Genomic DNA, 15,755 nt, shown 5'->3' with positions numbered 1-15,755 from the left:
CAGGGACGGTTGAGCACGGACGGTTGAGCACGGACCACCGCGGCGCCCGACCTCTTCGTTCTGCCGGGCGGGCGCCGCCCGGCGGAACGCCCGCCCCCGGGCGCCGCGGGCACGACAGAGACCGGGTCGCGGCGGCGGTCCCGGCCCGCCGCCGCCCCGCGCCCGTCAGTGCGAGCCTGTCACCGGCCGGGTCCGTGGGGGCCGTGCCAGTCCAGGCACAGGACGGTGGCGTCGTCCTTGGGCGGGCGGCCGCCGTAGGCGTCGTTGACCGCACCGACCATGGCGCGCACCACCTCGCGGGGATGCTCGGATGCGGTCTTGTGCAGGAGGCCGGGCAGGTCGACGGCCGCGGCGTCGCGCTCCTGCATGCCGTCGGTGTGCAGCAGGAGGCGGTCACCGGGGCGCAGGTCGAGGTCCTGCACCTGGTAGAGGCCCTGCTGGGGAAGCCCGAAGGGCAGGTTGACGGCCAGGGGCAGCTCGGTGACGGTGCCCTCACGCAGCAGGAACGGCCAGGGGTGGCCGGCGTTGACGAGTTGGGCATGAGTGCCGTCCAGAGCGATGCGCAGGAGTTGTCCGGTGGCGATGCTGTGGCGGCCGTGGTCGAGGAGGGCCTGGTGGGTCTGGCGGGCCTGTTCCTGGAGGTCGCCTCCGGCGCGGCGGGCGCCGCGTGAGGCGTTCACCAGGAGGGTGGCCATGAGGGAGGCGGCCACGTCGTGGCCCATGGCGTCGGTGATCGACAGGTGCAGGGTGTGGGTGTCGAGGCTGTAGTCGTAGCTGTCGCCGGCGATGTCGGAGGCCGGGACCAGTGCGCCGGCCAGGGTGAACTCGGGGGCCTGGCAGCAGGAGGCGGAGGGCAGGAGCTGGCGCTGGATCTCGGCGGAAAGGCTGACGGGGCCGGTGCGGTTGCCCCAGTGGTAGAGGTCGGTGAAGCGACGGTCGGTGACGATGATGTACGCGAGGGCGTGCGCGGCCTCCTGGACCTGGGCGCGTACGTCGGGCGTGACCTGGGTGAGGAAGAGCTCCAGGACGCCGATGGTGTCGCCGCGGTTGGTGACCGGGGCGAGCACCCGGTGCCCGTCCTGGCCGTCCGACGTCACCACCACCTCCTGGCGGCGCAGGACGTCGTCGTAGATGCTGCTGCCGGCGAGGGGGACCTGCTCGGCGGGCTGCTGTCCCTGCTCGGCGGCCGTGTCATGGACGCGCAGCAGGCGCCGGCCGACGATGTCGACGAACAGGAAGGACACCAGGCGGGCGTCGAACCGGTCACGGAGGTTGCGGGCCACGACATCGAGGGAGCGCACCGGCGCGGCGCTCTCCGCTGCTTCCAGCACCTCGCCCAGCCCGATCCGGTCACGCCCCACAGCCGCCTCCACGAGTTCTCTCGCCCGCCGGGCAGGTACGGTCCGGGCGCGCACGGTCAGCACATCCTGCATCCCCGTCACGTGCAGCAGGCGGGCGACCGGCCGACTCAGCGCGGTCAGTACGAGTGACTTGCCCGCTTGCCGGGCCAGCTCGTCCAGGTCCAGGAGGATGTGCAGGCCGGTGGTGTCGCAGAAGGTGACCTCGGCCAGGTCCACATCGAGGCCGTCGCGGCCGGCGCCCAGCGCCGCGATGAGCTCGTGGCGCAGACCGGTGCCGTCTTCCATGTCGATCTCGCCGCGCACCCGGGCCAGCACCCGCCGCGGTCCCGGCTCGAAGGCCACGGCGACGACGGACGGCCGCAGGGTGCCGCTGATGTGCTCCGCCGCGAAGGGCAGACGGTCCGGCAGAGATGTCATGGCCTGCTCCCTTCACAACCCCGGAACTCGGGAAGGGCCTGGTCAGGCGGCGGCACCGGGTTGCGGCACCGGGTTGCGGCACCGGGGCGCGGGTCAGCTGCCGCGCGGTTCGCGCTCACGGAGGTCACCGTCCGTCGGGAGGAGGCCCGTCGCCACGGACCGGGGGCTGAGGTCGACCAGCAGGTGCAGGAGGTCCGCGACCTCGTGGTGTCCCTCGGCCGGATGCCGGAAGAGGGTCCCGGGCGTGACCTCGTAGTGGTTACGGCGGCCGTGGCGGACCCGCGTGAGGTAGCCGGCGTTCTCCAGATCACCGACGATGGCCCCGGCCGCCCGTTCCGTCAGGCCGCAACTGTCGGCCAGGTCACGCAGCCGGACCTCCGGATCACCGAGGATCATGGCGAGGATCCGGGCGTGGTGCGTGACGAACGTCCAGCTGGTCCGAGGCCCAACCTGTTCCATGTCCGAATTATACGATTCGCGATTCCGGCCTCACCAGACAGGAATCCGCGATCACGCGACGCACGCCGACTCACGCCCGAACCGGCCTCGACGACCGTCCGTATCCCGCTGTGCCGGTGCGGGGGCGGCGGAAGCCTGCCTGAGCACCGCCGACCATGGACAGCGCCGCCTGCGAGAAGGGGAAGAAGCGCAGGCGGCGCGAGCCCGTCGCCGCCGTCCACGACTCGGGGGGGGTTCCGCAGACGACGACGCTCCCGCCCACCTGCCCGCGGAATTGCGCCGCAAACCATCCCTTTCCAGGGTGAAACGGCGCGCATGGCGACCGGATGCGACGGAGCCTCGTAGTCGGCGCCGCTGGACGACCGTGTTGTTCGGTCAGGGGCGTCCCGGTCCGGTGACGACGGGGGACGTCACCCGGGGGCGCCGAGCGGCGGGTGCTCGAGTACGCGGGGCTTGTACTCGACCAGCTGGGTGCGGCCGTCGAAGGTGCGGTGGTCGATCATCTCCAGGGCCACATCCGGATAGCCGTCGTAAATGCGTTCTGCGCCCGTGGCCCCGGTGATCACCGGGAACATCACGACCCGGAAGCGGTCGACGAGTCCGGCCCGCAGCAGGGACCGGCACAGGCTGAGGCTGCCGATCGTGCTGAGGAGCCCCGAGCCACTCGACTTCATGGCGCGGACCGCCTCGACGGCGTCGTCTCGGACGAGCGTGCAGTTGGCCCACGTCAGTGGCTCCTCGAGCGAGGAGGAGAACACCACCTTGGAGGCCTGCGTGAGCGCGTCGACGGCCGCCTCTTCCTCGGGCCTGAACTCGTCCTGGCCCTTCGGGACCTCGCCTGCGGCGAACCCCGACATCAGGCGGTAGGTGTTCGCTCCCATCAGGTAGGTGACCTCGGGCTGCTCGCCCAGCCATGCGAGGTACTCCGGGCCCTCGAGGCCCCAGAACCCGGGCCATCCCTCTCCCGATGCGTAGCCGTCGAGGGACGTGATGAAGTCGACGAGAAGCTCCGACATGGCGGTGTCCTTCCTAGGTGTCACCAGCTTGGACCGGCCGGGAGCCACAAACTCGTCGGGCGCGCTGTGAAGTGACCGGAAAACTCATGACCTGCAGCCGATGAGCTCGGCGAGAATTCGCTGTCCGGCGGCCAGGCTCGGCGTTCTACGCTGGTAACAGGACCATTCGGGGAGGCTGAGATGACCGGCCACCACCGCTACCACCTGGATCAGGACGGTCACTCGATCACTGTCCTGCACGACCCGCGGCGCCGGCACGCGGAAGTCTGGGTCGACGGGAAGACCGTCGCGGTGGCCGGCACGTCGAGCCACCATGCCGCTGTTCTGGAAGGGGAGATCCCCGGCCTTCCGCCCAGGCGGATGGTCATCAGGATCGGCCACCTCGACGAGCCGGACGACGTCCCCCTGTGCGTGCTGGAGACGGACGGCGGGCGGTACCTGATGCCCCGCCTGGCTCTCACCCGGCAGGAGCGAGGGCCGGTGGAACGCACACCACCGGCCCGCACGCCCGGTGAGCTCTTCGCCCGGTGGAGATCACGGCGCCGACGCCACCGAAGCGACCGCCGTACATGACCGGGGACGGCCTCGCCGCAAGGCCCGGGAGGGGGGACGGCGGCGACCCGAACCAGCCCGCGTCCGCCGCCCTGCCGCGCTACACCCCGCTCAGCCGCCGTTCCAGGTCCCGTAGGTCCTTGACCAGCGAAGACCGCACCTTGCGCCCCATGAGCGGCGCCGCGAGGCCGTACAGGCCGGAAGCGTCGCCCCGTACGCGGATGCGGGCCAGGGTGCCGCCGTCCGGGGCCGGGGTGAAGGTGTACGTGACGTGCATCGGCATCGGGCCCGCGACGGACACCATGTCCAGCAGCCGCCCCGGCTCGTGGCCTGCGACGCGCAGCACGTAGTCGATGCGCCGTCCCAGGAAGTACGCGGTCCGGGTCACCTCGGCACCGAGCCCGAAGCCGCCCCCGTCTGCCGGGCGGGTCAGTTCCGCCGTACGGATGCCCTGTGTCCACTCCGGATCATGGCGCCAGTCCATGGCGTAGGCCGCGACCCGTTCGCAGGGCAGCGGGATGACCCGTTCCGCGGTCACGTCGATGCCCATGCGCCACCCGCCTCCACGCGTTGCGATGTCCCCTCCAGGGACCCATCCCGGCCTGGCACCGGCAACCCGACGCGGGGCTGCCGCGGGCCGTCACGGGCTCGACGGCGTCGAGGGCGGCGCAGGGCGCGTCAGGTGCGTTCGGCATCCGCCCGGCGCACACCGGGCAGATGCACCACGAGGAGCGTGAAGGCGGCCAGCGCGACGTTGCGGCCCGCGGCGTCCAGACCGTTCCAGTCGGACGACTGCCACATGGCGAACCACTCGCCGCCGATCGCGAGGAAGCCCATCCCGAAGAGCAGCAGCACCATCACCAGACCCAGGGTGCTCGCCGCCCGTGCACGGTCGTACGCGTCTCGGCGCAGTCCCGTGATCCAGAGCCAGGCGGCGGCGAGGAGCACCACCGCGGCCAGTGTCTCCCAGACGATGACGGCGACGTAGGCGGCGTTCTGGAGGGTGCGGGATTCGATCGCACGCCACATCAGATCGGGGTCCCTGAACGTGGTGTCCATGCTCAGGACATGCTGGACGAACTGCTGGTTGGTCCCGAAGTCCGTGATGTTCCCGAAGGCGACCAGGGTCATGCAGACCGCTACGGTCGCCGTCAGCGCGGTCGCCGCGACGGGCGGCGCACCCAGCCGGAGGAGCCGGCTCCGCCGGGTGGCCCGGGCCGTTCCCGGGGAAGGTGCGCCGGACTCGGTGCCGGTCGGCGGGTGGGCCTGTGCCATGGATGTGTCCTCCCTCGTCGTCCCGCGGAGCTCGGACCGCGGGTCGTACCGTCCCCCTTCCCCACCCGCACGGCCTTCCAGCCTCATTCCCACGCACCGCCGTGCACGACGTACAGCCAGCGTCCGTCGGGCTGCCTACGGGCGACCTCGGTGGTGGTCGTCGTCATCCGAGGCCGGCCGGGGGCGTCGACGGTCGCGACGGACGACAGCAGTGCGAGATCCCCGGTCTCGTGGACGCGCCGCGGTTCAAGGCCGATCCGTACGCCGTCCTCGACGTACTGCCGCAGGCTCTCGCGTACGGACTCGGCGCCGGTGGCCGTGGTCCCCGACGCGGAGACGAGCAGGGCTCCGGGCTCGTAGAGTGCGGCGAGTCGGTCCAGGTCGCCGGCGGTCAGGTGACGGACGAACAGTTCGCCCAGCTCCTGCGGACTCCGCGCGGCGTCCGAGTCCCCGGGCGTGGGCCGGTCGCCCCAGCCCGCGTCGGCGATGAGGTCGTACCAGTCGGGCATGGCCCGCGGCGGCAGGTGGCGGCGCAGCAGTCCGCCGGGGAAGGACAACGGACCCGCCTTGAGCGGGTTGTCCTGTGCCTGCGCCACGATCGCGCCGGTCAGGGCGTAGGCCAGGTTCTCGCGGGGGAACGCCGTGTGCACGCGGTCCGCGAAGCCCTCGGGCAGCTCGGTGCGGCCCTGGCCGAGGATGTCCGCGGCGATACCGGCCTGGCAGAGCGCGACCTCCGGCCCCTTGCGCGCGGCGATCTGGTCGGAGGTGTGCAGAGCGATGGCGTCCCACACGAGCGCGACGTCGGCCTCGGGCACCCCGTACGCGCGCAGGAACCGGGCGGCCAGATCCGCACCGTCCACCTCGAAGCGCTGGTCGCCGTTCCCCTCCTCCGACAGCCCGATGTCGTGGAGCACGCTCGCGACGAAGACCAGCTCGTCGTTGTAGTCGGCATCCGGGTCCAGCCCCTGCCGCACGGCGAGGGCGCGGCCGAACAGGTAGCCGCGGACGCTGTGCCGGAAGACGTAGGGCTCGGTCAGCTCCTCGGCGTACCGCAGTGCGGCCACGGCGAGGTCGGTACCGGGCAGATCGAAGCCGGCGTACGTCTGGGTCGAACGGGACGTCAAAGGAATCGGCTCCTCGCGGGTCGGTCCACGGCGGGCGCCGTGGCGGATGCCTCGATCCTGTTGCCCCGGACGCACCCCCACCAGTGGCTGCAATGCCGCCCTCCGCTAGCTTCTGGCCATGACTGTTGTCGCGGTACTCGCACTGGACGGCGTCGTACCGTTCGAACTCTCCGTCCCCGGCCAGGTCTTCGGCACGGCCAACGAGGCCTGCGGCCGCACCCACTACGAGGTCAGGGTCTGCTCTCCGGGCCGGCAGGTGACGACCCCCGCCGCGTACGGCGGCTTCCACATCGCCACCGACTGGGGCCTGGAGGCTCTGGCCGAGGCGGACACCGTCGTCATACCCGGGCACGCGGGCTTCCTGGACGACCCGCCCGCCACGGTGGTCGGGGCCCTACGCGCGGCGGCGGGGAGCGGCGCCAGGCTCGCGTCCGTGTGCGTCGGCGCCTTCACTCTCGCGGCCACCGGCCTGCTCGACGGCCACCGCGCGACCACCCACTGGCAGTACGCCGGCGAACTCGCCGACCGGCACCCGGCCGTCGACGTCGACGGCAGCTGCCTCTACATCGACAACGGCCCCCTGATCACCTCCGCCGGAGTCGCCGCCGCCCTCGACCTGTGCCTCCACCTCGTCCGCCGCGACCTGGGAGCGGCACTCGCCGCCACCACCGCCCGCCGCACCGTCATGCCCCTCCAACGCGACGGAGGCCAGAGTCAGTTCATCGAGCACCCCGACCCCGACGGCCCGGACACCGCCCTCCAGCCGGTCATGCGCTGGATGGAGGCGCACCTGCACGAGCAGCTGACCCTGGACGACATCGCCCGCCACGGCGCGATGAGCGTACGGAGCCTCAACCGCCACTTCCGCGCCCAGACCGGCACCACACCGCTCCAGTGGCTGCTGCGAGCCCGCGTCCACCGCGCCCAGGAACTCCTCGAGACCACGGCCGTCCCCGTCGAGCGCATCGCCACCGAAACCGGGTTCGGCGCCCCTTCGACCTTCCGCCGGCACTTCGCCCGCCGAACCGGCATCTCGCCGCAGGCCTACCGGACCGCCTTCCGCTCCCCTTCACCCCCGCCACACCGGCCCCTTGACGCTGACTCCGCAACAACGGCCTCTTGACGCTGACTCCGACACACCGGCCTTTTGGCGCCGACTCCCCGGCCGGCTCCACCCCGGTGGTCGCGAAGCTCGCCGCTTCTCTCGCGGCGGGGTCGACGTAGAGCCACTGCGGGGTCGACGTAGAGCCGCTGCGGCGCGACATGCGCGAGCTCGACGCGGGCCGCTATCGCGCCCCGGAGGGGAGGGTTTGTTCGGCCCAGATCACTTTCCCCTCCCGGTGGTACCGGGCGCCCCAGCGCCCGGCGAACTGCGCGACCAGCAGCAGGCCGCGCCCGCCCTCGTCGAAAGTCCGCGCGCGACGCATATGAGGAGCGGTGATGCTGGCGTCCCAGACCTCGCACGTCAGTGTGTCCTGAAGAATCAGCCGCAGCTGGATGGGGCTTTTGCCGTACCGGATCGCGTTCGTCACCAGCTCGCTGACCACCAGCTCCGTGGGGAAGGACAGCTCTTCCAGTCCCCAGTCGGCCAGCTTGCCGGAGGTGAAACGACGCGCCCGGGACACGGCCGCGGGGTCGGCGGGAAGGTCCAGGACGGCGACGTGGTCGTGGTCGAGCGCCCGGGTACGCGCCACGAGAAGGGCCACGTCGTCAGCCGGACGTGTGGGGAGCAGCGTGGCGAGGAGCCGGTCGCAGACCTCCTCCGGCAAGCCGGACCCGTGACCGAGGACGTCGCGCAGCATCGTCAGGGAGGAATCCACGTCGCGGCCGGAATGCGCGACGAGGCCGTCGGTGTACAGGGCGAGCAGGCTGCCCTCCGCCAGTTCGAACTGTGCCGTCTCGAAGGGGAAGCCCCCCAGCCCGAGCGGGGGGCCGACCGGCACGTCCAGGAGGTCCGCCGACCGGGAGGCCGGACCGTCGCCTCCGGTGGGCGAGGGCTGCGCCACCACCGGCAGTGGGTGCCCCGCGCTGGCCACCGAGCACAGCCGCGAGACGGGGTCGTAGACCGCGTACAGACAGGTGGCGCCGGTCTCTCCGTCCCGCCGCTCCTCCTCGCGCCCGAGACGGATGACCACGTCGTCCAGATGCGTGAGCAGCTCGTCGGGCATCAGGTCGATATCCGCGAAGGCACGGACAGCCGTCCGCAGCCGCCCCATCGTGGCCGCGGCGTGGATACCGTGCCCGACGACGTCGCCCACCACCAGGGCGACGCGTGCCCCGGACAGGGGAATCACGTCGTACCAGTCGCCGCCCACGCCCTCGCGCATGCCACTGGGCAGGTAGCGGGACGCCGCCTCGACCGCGGACTGTTTCACCGTGCCCTGGGGCAGCAGGCTGCGCTGGAGTGTGAGGGCCGTGTCCCGCTCATGGGCGTACCGGCGTGCGTTGTCGATGGACACCGCGGCCCTGTCCGCGATCTCCTGGGCCAGCAGCAGGTCGTCCTCCTCGAAAGGAGGCGTCGGCCGGCGACGGAAGAACTGGGTGAGGCCCAGCGTGGTCCCGCGAGCCCGCAACGGCAGCAACAACACGGAACCGGCGTCAGGGACGGGCGTGGGACCCCGTGACTCCTGTCGCGCGGGGGCGCCTGGCACCGGCGGCAGGCGGTGCAGGAGAGCCTGTCCGGTGGCCAGCGCACGAGCCGGTTCCGACCCCGTGGGATAGGTGACGACCTCGTCCGTGCCGACTGCGGAGACGGGGAGGTCGTCGAGCGCCGACCGCTCGACGATGCGCCGAAGAGCCTGTGCGTCGTGCCCCGACCGGCTCTGCTCTTCGTGAAGAACGGAGCAGAGCAGATCGACGATGACGACGTCGGCGAACCCGTCGGTGCCGACCTCGGCGAGTTCTTCGGCCGTACGCACGGTGTCCAGCGTCGTCCCGATCCGCTTGCTCGCTTCGTTGGCGAGGATCAGGCGCCGCTGCAGCAACAGGTCTCGCTCCCTCTGGTACACGGCCACGATGTGCTCCGAAGCGCGGTCCACGTACTCGAACGCCGTGGAGACCAGCTTGGTCGTCGCGGCGTTGATCAGCTCCCAGTCGCTGGAGAGGCGGGCGGCTTCCTCCTGCAGCTGCTGCATGAGGAGCAGGTGGCCGAGTCGGTACGCGCGCAGGGAGTCGCTGACCGATACGCCACGCCGTGCCAGCTGGCGGCCGACCTCCAGGGCGACCTCCGGCGCCTTCACATCCGCGACGTCGAGACGCCGCTCCAGCACGTCCAGGAACGTGGAGACATGCGCGACGCCCTCCTCCAGCGCCCGCGCCACCAGGTCGTCGTGCTCCGACAGTGCGGGGAGCTCCCTGAGCACGACCTGGAGCAGCCCGTCGGCCGCCTGCTGCACCCGAGGCCTGAACTCCCGGGCGAGACGACAGAGGAACTCTTCGGCATCAGGCCTCATAGGACGAGCCTACGGAACGCCCCGATCATGCGCCCCCTGTCCTGAGCGGCGGCCGTGCCCACGAGGGCGCCCGGGGCGCCGAGGGTGGTGGTGACGTGGAGTAACCGCCTGTGGTGCATCCGGGACTCCTGTTCCTGGAGTGGTGATCAGAGAGCACATCGGCCCGCGCCGCTCCGATGTTCTCGCCGTGGCGTGGGAACTCGGCGTCCTTCCCGTACGACTCCTTCACCGCACCAGCACGGCGGCGAAAGGCAGAGGATGGGCGGACTGGACATACGCATGCGCGGAGTCGCCTGTCGGCATGGTCGCAGCGAAGCCGTGGCCCGGGTGGATCTGGAGATCGCCGCCGGTGAGCGGGTCGCGCTGACCGGGACGAACGGGTCCGGGAAGACGACGCTGCTGCGTGCGGTGCTCGGGCTGCACCGGCAGGTGAGCGGCAGCATCGAGGTCGGCGGGCGCGGGGCGCGCTCGGCCGCGGAGTGGGCGTGGCGGCGCCGGTCGTGTGCCTGGATCCCGCAGAAGCCGGCCGCCGGGCGGTTCCCGCTGCGCGGGGACGAGCTCCTGGCGAGCAGTGGGGCGCCGGGCGAGGCGGCGGAGGCCGCGGAACGGCTCGGGGTCGGTGCCCTGGCCGCGAGGCCCGTGGGCACCTTGTCCGGTGGGCAGTTGCAGCGGATGTATCTGGCGAGGGCGATCGGTTGTGTCGCGGCGGGCGCTCAGGTGCTCCTCGCCGACGAGCCGACGGCCGCCCTCGACTTCGAAGGGCAGGCGGAGGCGGCCGACGTGCTGACCGCGTTGCCGGTCACGCTCGTGGTCGTGACCCATGACCGGGCGCTGGCGGAACGGTGCGACCGGGTCCTGGAGATGGCCGCCGGCCGGCTGCGGGAGGTGCGGTGAGCGCGCTCGCGGCCGCCGATCTCGGCGCCATGCTCCAGCTCGTGCCCGTCCAGCGGGCAGGGGTGGCCCTGCTCCTGGCGGCCGTCGGGCTGCCGGTGATCGGCGTGGTGATCGTCGGCCTCGACATCATGCCGGTGCGGTTCGCGATGATGCACGTGGCACTGCTGGGCATCGCCGTCGGCCTTCTCACCGGCCTCGATCCGATGCTGTGCGCGCTCGTGGCCTGCGCCCTGTCGGGGGCGGGAGTCGCCCCGCTGGCCCGGACCCCGGCCGGCCTCTCGGGGGCGATGGGCCTGCTGATGAGCCTTGCCATCGCCGCCGCGCTCCTCCTCCTCGCCGTCTCCGGCGTCAACGCCTCGGGCGCCTTCGCTCTCCTCTGGGGGTCGATCCTCTCGGTCGGCACGACCGATCTCCTGGTGCTCGGCGCACTCGCCGTGGTCGTGCCGGCGTTGTTCCGGTGGCGGCGCCGTGAGGTGGCGCTGCTGTTGTACGACCGGGAGCTCGCCCAGTGCTCGGGCGTGCCCGTCCGTTTCCTCACCACCGCGCTTCTCGTACTCGTCGCCGTCGCGGTCGCCGGGGCCATCAAGCTGACCGGCGCACTCCTCGTCGACGCCCTGACGCTGCTGCCGGCGCTGGCCGCCCGCCGCCTCGGCCGCTCGCTGTGGTCGATCATCCGGTGGGCGGTCGGCATCGGCGTCGGCGTCGATGCGACGGGTTTCCTCCTGGCCCTATGGCTGGACTGGCCTCCGGGCCCGGTCCTCGTCCTGACGGCGGGGACCGTGGTCCTCGCCGCGCATCTCATCCCCGAACGGAGAACCGGCTCATGGCGCGCACCCGCGTCCGCACCACCCGCATCGCTTCCCTCGTCGCACTGAGCGCGGCCCTGCCGCTGCTCACCGGGTGCGGGGGCGAGGACACCTCCTCCCCCGCCACCGCCGAGCACCGGAACCACACGCCGGTGGTCGTCGCGACGACCACCTGGGAGGGCGCCTTCGCCAAGGCCGCCGGGGCCGAGGACGTCACGGTGATCGTGCCGCAGTCCGTCCACCACGCCCCCGACTACGACCCGAAGCCCTCGGACCTGGCAGCGATCGCGAACGCGGACTTCGTGCTGTACGCGCCGTTCGAGCCGTACGCTCCGAAGATCAAGGAGGCGGCCGGCTCCAAGGCGAAGCTGGTCGAGGTGAACCTCGACAACGACCCGGCGAAGGCCGGCGCCGAAGTGGCGCGCCTGGGCGGTCTGTTCGGGACGAAGGACGCCGCCGCCCGGTGGAAGACCCGCCTCGACGGCGAGGTCGCGAAGCTGAACGGCGAGCTCAAGGCCGCCTGGCCGGGCGGGAAGAGCCCGGCCGTCGTCGCCCAGGTCTTCACGACCTGGGCGGCCGCACTCGCGGGCGCCACGACGGTCGGCACGTACGGCCCCGAGCCGGTCACACCCGCCCGGCTCGCCTCGCTGTCGGCGAAGAAGCCCGCGTTCGTCCTCGACAACGCCCACATGTCGACGGGCACGGTCCTGCCCGATTCCGGCGCCGAGCAGGTCGAGATCGTCAACTACCCGGGCGAGGACCTGGATCTCCTGGCGGTGTACCGCAATGCGGCGGCCGAGTTGAAGAAGGCCATGGACTGAGCCCGAACAGCCACGTGGGGGGAGGGGGAGGGTCGCCGGCGGCCCTCCCCCTCCCGCGCGGCCTCACACCTCGACGAGGGCGGTTCCCCGCTCGACGATCCGGCGCCGCAGCGCGGCGCGATCGGGCTTCCCTGCGGCGGTGAGCGGTAGTGCGGGCAGCACGAGCAGGTGCTCGGGGTGCTTGTGCCGGTCGACTCCGCGTTCGGTCAGGTACACGCCGAGTTCCGTCAGCGTCGGGACCGTGGAGCCCCTGCCCACCAGGCAGGCGGCGAGCCGCTCCCCCATCAGCGGGTCGGGCACCCCGACGCAGACCACGTCGCGCACCCGCGGGTGGGAGACGAGTTCGCGCTCGACCTCGGCGGGGCTGATGTTGGCGCCGCCGCGTATCACGATGTCCTTGAGGCGGCCGACGACATGGAGGACGCCCTCGTCGTCGAGGAAGCCGAGGTCGCCCGTCCGGACCCAGCCCTCCGGAGTGCGGTAGCGGGCGTCGAGGTCGGGGGCGGCCACGTAGCGGAGCGGGGTCATCGGTCCGCGCGAGACGATCTCCCCGATCTGCCCGTCGGGCAGCTGCTCGTGCGTGTCGGGGTCGGCGATGCGGATCTCGGCGACCCGGGGGTCGGGCCGGCCCGCGACGACCCCGGAGCGGTCGGTGGGCGGTACGGAATGCCCCAGTCCCGTATGGCAGTTGACGCCGTCCGCCGAACCGTAGAGGTTGACGACCGGGCAGCCGAACGCCTCGGCCGCCGCCGTGGCGGTGACTTCGTCGAGGGGTGCGCCGCCCAGGACGAGCGCGGTGGGGGCGGGCAGCGGGCCGTCCGTCTTCTCCAGGGCCTCCAGCATCATCCGGATCATGGTGGGCACGCCGAGGACGTGGGTGGGCGCGTGTTCCCGTACGGCGGCCAGCGCCGTCTCGGGCGTGAAGTGGTCGAGCAGGACGAGGGTGCCACCGTGCCGGGCGAGCGTGACGGCCGTGCCGTTCGACCCGAAGGCCGAGCCGAGCGGGACGAGGAAGAGGCAGCGGGGCGGGGTGCCGTCGGGCATGAGGGAGGCGAGGAAGTTGCCGCGCCCGCCGGCCAGGGCGTTGTGGGAGTAGGCGATCATCTTCGGCTCCGCCTCCGACCCGGAGGAGACGAGGATGCGCGCGGCACTGTCGGGGTCGGGGCGGGCCGGGACGAAGCCGGTGGGGTCGGTCCGCAGCAGCTGGGCCAGCGGAATCGTTCCCTCAGGGGCAGCGCCGCGTCCTGCGGCGACCACGTGACGCAGGGCGGGCAGCGCCGGGGTGAGGGTCTGGAGGTCGGCGGCGTGGTGCCGGCCGCGGTGTTCGATCGCGGCGATGACCGCCACCGCCTCCGCGCGGCGCAGGAGGCACTCGGCTTCCACGGCGCCGCGCCCGACGGGGAAGGGGAGGGCGATGGCGCCCAGTGCGGCGAGGGCGAGATCCGCGACGACGGCGTTGCGGTTGTCGGGGAGCTGTACGGCGACGACGTCCCCGGCGCCGATGCCGAGCCCGCGCAGGCCCTCGGCCAGACATCGGACCTTGCGGTCGAGTGCCGTGTAGCAGAGCGTGCCCGTGGCGTCGATCACGGCGGTGCGGTGCAGGTCGGCTATCTGTCTCGCCCGGAAGAGGCTGTAGAGGTCGAGGTCCGGGCAGGTGCCGTCCAGCACCCAGGAGCGGCGGAGTTCGGCGGGCAGCAGGTCGGTCAGGGTGGCGGTCACGCGTGGCTCCAGGGGTCGGGAACGGCGGGGGCACCGTGCGCGTCCCGGCTGATCGAGCCGGACAGGCGCGGGTCGTGGTGGAGTGCGGACAGGTCGGTGGTGACGGCGGTGGCCGTCAGGCCGTGGCCGCGCAGCCGGTCCAGGGCGTCCTCGGTGCACATGCCCGTGACGTCGTGGGCCGCGGCGGCGGGTGCACTGGTGTCGCTGGGGGCGATCCAGCCGTCGGAGGTACGGAGCGGGCGCCGGAATCCGGCGGGGCGACGAGGGTCGGTGCCGGCGGCGGCCTGTCGTAGGGAGGGGGCGAGGAGGGTGTCGGCCGCGCCGAGCAGCGAGGAGTCGACCCGTACGCCGTGGCCCGTGCGCTCGCGCAGGAGCAGGCCGGCGAGGACGGCCTCGGTGCCGTGCAGGCCGCCCAGGACGTCGAGGAGCGTCATGAGGGACGGCACGGGCGGTTCGCCGGCCGCATGGACGGCCTCCCCGACGCCCGTGCGGGCCTGCACCATGAAGTCGGTGCCCATGGGGGCGCCGTCGAGCCGGTCCGCCCAGCCGCCGGTGTAGGCGTAGACGAGGGACGGTTTCACGGCGGTCAGGTGCTCGGCGTCGAGTTCGAGTTCGGCGGCCTTGCCCGGGGCCCAGTTGTGGACGAACACGTCGGCTTCGGCCACGAGTTCGCGCAGCCGGCTTCGGTCACCGGGCGCCTTGATGTCGATCTCGACGGCCTCCTTGCCCCGGTTGAGCGCGAGCCAGCGGGCGGAGATCCCGTCGCAGGCGGGCGGCATGCCCCGGAGCGGGTCGCCGCCCGGCGGCTCGATCCGGATCACGCGGGCGCCGAGCAGACCCAGCAGGTGCGCTGCGAGGGGTGCCTGGATCCGGCGGCCCGCCTCGAGGACGGTCAGTCCGGCCAGCGGCCGGTCAGCGGTTGCGGCCGTGCCCGTCGCAGGGTGGCCCGGGCCCAGCGCACGCAGGGTCCACGGGTCGGCGCCGTCGTCCTCGGCGGCGCGCTCGGCGAGCGTACGAAGACGGCACACCTCCGCTCCCGACAGCGCGGCGGCCTGCCGGATCCCCGCCCACGTGTGCCGCCCGGTCGCCTCGTACAGGTCGGCAGGAAAGGGCGCGCAGGCGGTGGCGTACCGGAACTGGAAGGGCCGCCAGCCCGCTCGTGTCGCGTCGACGGGAGCTTCCAGGGCGCGCCAGAAGTCCGCCCAGGCCCCGGGGTCGAGCGTCTCCAGCTCGAACAGGACGCCGTCGGCGGAGGTGAACGGCGGCCCGCCTGGGGCGGGTTCGACGGCTTCCGGCTCGTCGGCGCCGGCCGCGGCCACGTACTGGGACACCGTGAGGAGCCCGGCTCGGTCGGCCGTCGTCGTACGCACCCGCGCCGGCGAACTGCCCCGGGCCTGCCCGATGAGCCCGGCGAGCAGGCCCTGGACGGTGAGCACGCCGGTGGCGGTGGCCAGATAGTCGACACCGAGGCCGCGCGGGGCCCCATGGCGGCGGCCGTGGACGGCCATCACTCCGGTGACGGCCTGGGCGGTCGCCTCGTCCTCGATCCCTGAGCCGGCCGATCCCCAGGCGGTACGCGCCGTGACGGGCGCGAATCCGCCGCCCCCGAGTGCGATGTCCCCCGGGCCGTCGTCCCGCACCGTCGCCCCGAGCCGCCTCAGATGGTCGGAGGCGACGCGGGTCAGGGCCTCAGGGCCGCCGATGTCGCAGCGCAGTGCGTCGAGCGGACGGTCTGTGTCGAGCGGACGGCGGACCGCGGTGTGCGCGGTCGCTGATGACGCCATGGGTCTCCTCTCCTGGCGCGGCGGTGACATCCGTCGCACGGGGGTTTTCACGGTCACGGGAACTGGGGAGCCGGC

General features: G+C 72.7%; 14 protein-coding genes and 1 pseudogene. 5 read left to right on the top strand and 10 right to left on the bottom strand.

Annotated elements, in window-relative coordinates:
* Positions 1-179: 179 nt before the first annotated feature.
* From ACIGXE_RS16525 to ACIGXE_RS16510, 4 genes and pseudogenes are all read right to left on the bottom strand, one after another.
* Complete coding sequence (locus ACIGXE_RS16525; protein ID WP_399747856.1) at positions 180-1,361, bottom strand: PP2C family protein-serine/threonine phosphatase; 1,182 nt, start codon at positions 1,359-1,361, stop codon at positions 180-182.
* Between the two features lie 57 nt (positions 1,362-1,418).
* Positions 1,419-1,778: pseudogene (locus tag ACIGXE_RS16520) on the bottom strand (STAS domain-containing protein); the annotation flags it as partial.
* Positions 1,779-1,871: 93 nt separating this feature from the next.
* Positions 1,872-2,237 carry a helix-turn-helix transcriptional regulator gene (locus tag ACIGXE_RS16515; RefSeq protein WP_399747791.1) on the bottom strand — a complete coding sequence of 122 codons (366 nt, stop codon included), beginning with the start codon at positions 2,235-2,237 and terminating at the stop codon, positions 1,872-1,874.
* Positions 2,238-2,647: 410 nt separating this feature from the next.
* Positions 2,648-3,253: a dihydrofolate reductase family protein gene (locus tag ACIGXE_RS16510; RefSeq protein WP_399747789.1), complete on the bottom strand. Its 606-nt coding sequence runs from the start codon at positions 3,251-3,253 to the stop codon at positions 2,648-2,650.
* A 180-nt stretch (positions 3,254-3,433) separates the two neighbouring features.
* Between ACIGXE_RS16510 and ACIGXE_RS16505 the strand changes: the two genes are divergently transcribed.
* On the top strand, positions 3,434-3,826 hold the full coding sequence (locus ACIGXE_RS16505; protein WP_399747787.1) for a hypothetical protein: 393 nt from the start codon (positions 3,434-3,436) through the stop codon (positions 3,824-3,826).
* 79 nt (positions 3,827-3,905) lie between these two features.
* Here ACIGXE_RS16505 and ACIGXE_RS16500 read toward each other — a convergent pair whose 3' ends face one another.
* From ACIGXE_RS16500 to ACIGXE_RS16490, 3 genes are all read right to left on the bottom strand, one after another.
* Positions 3,906-4,355, bottom strand: coding sequence for an SRPBCC family protein (locus ACIGXE_RS16500; RefSeq protein WP_399747785.1), 450 nt, complete (start codon positions 4,353-4,355; stop codon positions 3,906-3,908).
* A 128-nt stretch (positions 4,356-4,483) separates the two neighbouring features.
* Positions 4,484-5,080 carry a DUF2165 domain-containing protein gene (locus tag ACIGXE_RS16495; protein WP_399747783.1) on the bottom strand — a complete coding sequence of 199 codons (597 nt, stop codon included), beginning with the start codon at positions 5,078-5,080 and terminating at the stop codon, positions 4,484-4,486.
* 83 nt (positions 5,081-5,163) lie between these two features.
* A complete protein-coding gene (locus ACIGXE_RS16490; protein WP_399747781.1) occupies positions 5,164-6,204 on the bottom strand; it encodes a DUF4440 domain-containing protein in 1,041 nt (346 codons plus the stop codon).
* 118 nt (positions 6,205-6,322) lie between these two features.
* Here ACIGXE_RS16490 and ACIGXE_RS16485 point away from each other — a divergent pair, with 118 nt between their 5' ends.
* Positions 6,323-7,327: a GlxA family transcriptional regulator gene (locus tag ACIGXE_RS16485; RefSeq protein ID WP_399747779.1), complete on the top strand. Its 1,005-nt coding sequence runs from the start codon at positions 6,323-6,325 to the stop codon at positions 7,325-7,327.
* A 163-nt stretch (positions 7,328-7,490) separates the two neighbouring features.
* Here ACIGXE_RS16485 and ACIGXE_RS16480 read toward each other — a convergent pair whose 3' ends face one another.
* A complete protein-coding gene (locus tag ACIGXE_RS16480; RefSeq protein ID WP_399747777.1) occupies positions 7,491-9,656 on the bottom strand; it encodes a SpoIIE family protein phosphatase in 2,166 nt (721 codons plus the stop codon).
* 258 nt (positions 9,657-9,914) lie between these two features.
* On the opposite strand from ACIGXE_RS16480, the gene ACIGXE_RS16475 reads away from it, so the two are divergent.
* The 3 genes from ACIGXE_RS16475 to ACIGXE_RS16465 are packed head-to-tail and all read left to right on the top strand — an operon-like array spanning position 9,915 to position 12,177.
* On the top strand, positions 9,915-10,550 hold the full coding sequence (locus tag ACIGXE_RS16475; protein ID WP_399747775.1) for a metal ABC transporter ATP-binding protein: 636 nt from the start codon (positions 9,915-9,917) through the stop codon (positions 10,548-10,550).
* Entirely contained in the window at positions 10,547-11,425 is an 879-nt protein-coding gene (locus ACIGXE_RS16470; protein WP_399747773.1) for a metal ABC transporter permease, read from the top strand. The genes ACIGXE_RS16475 and ACIGXE_RS16470 overlap by 4 nt, the downstream gene beginning before the upstream one ends.
* Positions 11,374-12,177 (top strand): metal ABC transporter solute-binding protein, Zn/Mn family, encoded by an 804-nt coding sequence (locus tag ACIGXE_RS16465; protein WP_399747771.1) that lies wholly within the window; start codon positions 11,374-11,376, stop codon positions 12,175-12,177. Before ACIGXE_RS16470 ends, ACIGXE_RS16465 begins: the two co-directional genes overlap by 52 nt.
* 63 nt (positions 12,178-12,240) lie before the next feature.
* Here ACIGXE_RS16465 and ACIGXE_RS16460 read toward each other — a convergent pair whose 3' ends face one another.
* The gene (locus tag ACIGXE_RS16460) at positions 12,241-13,896 is read right to left on the bottom strand and encodes a class I adenylate-forming enzyme family protein (protein WP_399747769.1); all 1,656 of its coding nucleotides are present in this window, start codon (positions 13,894-13,896) and stop codon (positions 12,241-12,243) included.
* Positions 13,893-15,680 (bottom strand): CoA transferase, encoded by a 1,788-nt coding sequence (locus ACIGXE_RS16455; RefSeq protein ID WP_399747767.1) that lies wholly within the window; start codon positions 15,678-15,680, stop codon positions 13,893-13,895. Before ACIGXE_RS16455 ends, ACIGXE_RS16460 begins: the two co-directional genes overlap by 4 nt.
* Between the last annotated feature and the right edge of the window lie 75 nt (positions 15,681-15,755).

This window comes from Streptomyces sp. NPDC053431, from assembly GCF_044544925.1.
GTDB lineage: Bacteria > Actinomycetota > Actinomycetes > Streptomycetales > Streptomycetaceae > Streptomyces.
This window is presented reverse-complemented; position numbering and strand designations above follow the sequence as displayed.

Coding starts and splice junctions, on each gene's coding strand:
- ACIGXE_RS16515 (WP_399747791.1), bottom strand. CDS start 2,237: ATGGAACAGGTTGGGCCTCGGACCAGCTGGACGTTCGTCACGCACCAC.
- ACIGXE_RS16510 (WP_399747789.1), bottom strand. CDS start 3,253: ATGTCGGAGCTTCTCGTCGACTTCATCACGTCCCTCGACGGCTACGCA.
- ACIGXE_RS16505 (WP_399747787.1), top strand. CDS start 3,434: ATGACCGGCCACCACCGCTACCACCTGGATCAGGACGGTCACTCGATC.
- ACIGXE_RS16500 (WP_399747785.1), bottom strand. CDS start 4,355: ATGGGCATCGACGTGACCGCGGAACGGGTCATCCCGCTGCCCTGCGAA.
- ACIGXE_RS16495 (WP_399747783.1), bottom strand. CDS start 5,080: ATGGCACAGGCCCACCCGCCGACCGGCACCGAGTCCGGCGCACCTTCC.
- ACIGXE_RS16485 (WP_399747779.1), top strand. CDS start 6,323: ATGACTGTTGTCGCGGTACTCGCACTGGACGGCGTCGTACCGTTCGAA.
- ACIGXE_RS16480 (WP_399747777.1), bottom strand. CDS start 9,656: ATGAGGCCTGATGCCGAAGAGTTCCTCTGTCGTCTCGCCCGGGAGTTC.
- ACIGXE_RS16475 (WP_399747775.1), top strand. CDS start 9,915: ATGGGCGGACTGGACATACGCATGCGCGGAGTCGCCTGTCGGCATGGT.
- ACIGXE_RS16465 (WP_399747771.1), top strand. CDS start 11,374: ATGGCGCGCACCCGCGTCCGCACCACCCGCATCGCTTCCCTCGTCGCA.
- ACIGXE_RS16455 (WP_399747767.1), bottom strand. CDS start 15,680: ATGGCGTCATCAGCGACCGCGCACACCGCGGTCCGCCGTCCGCTCGAC.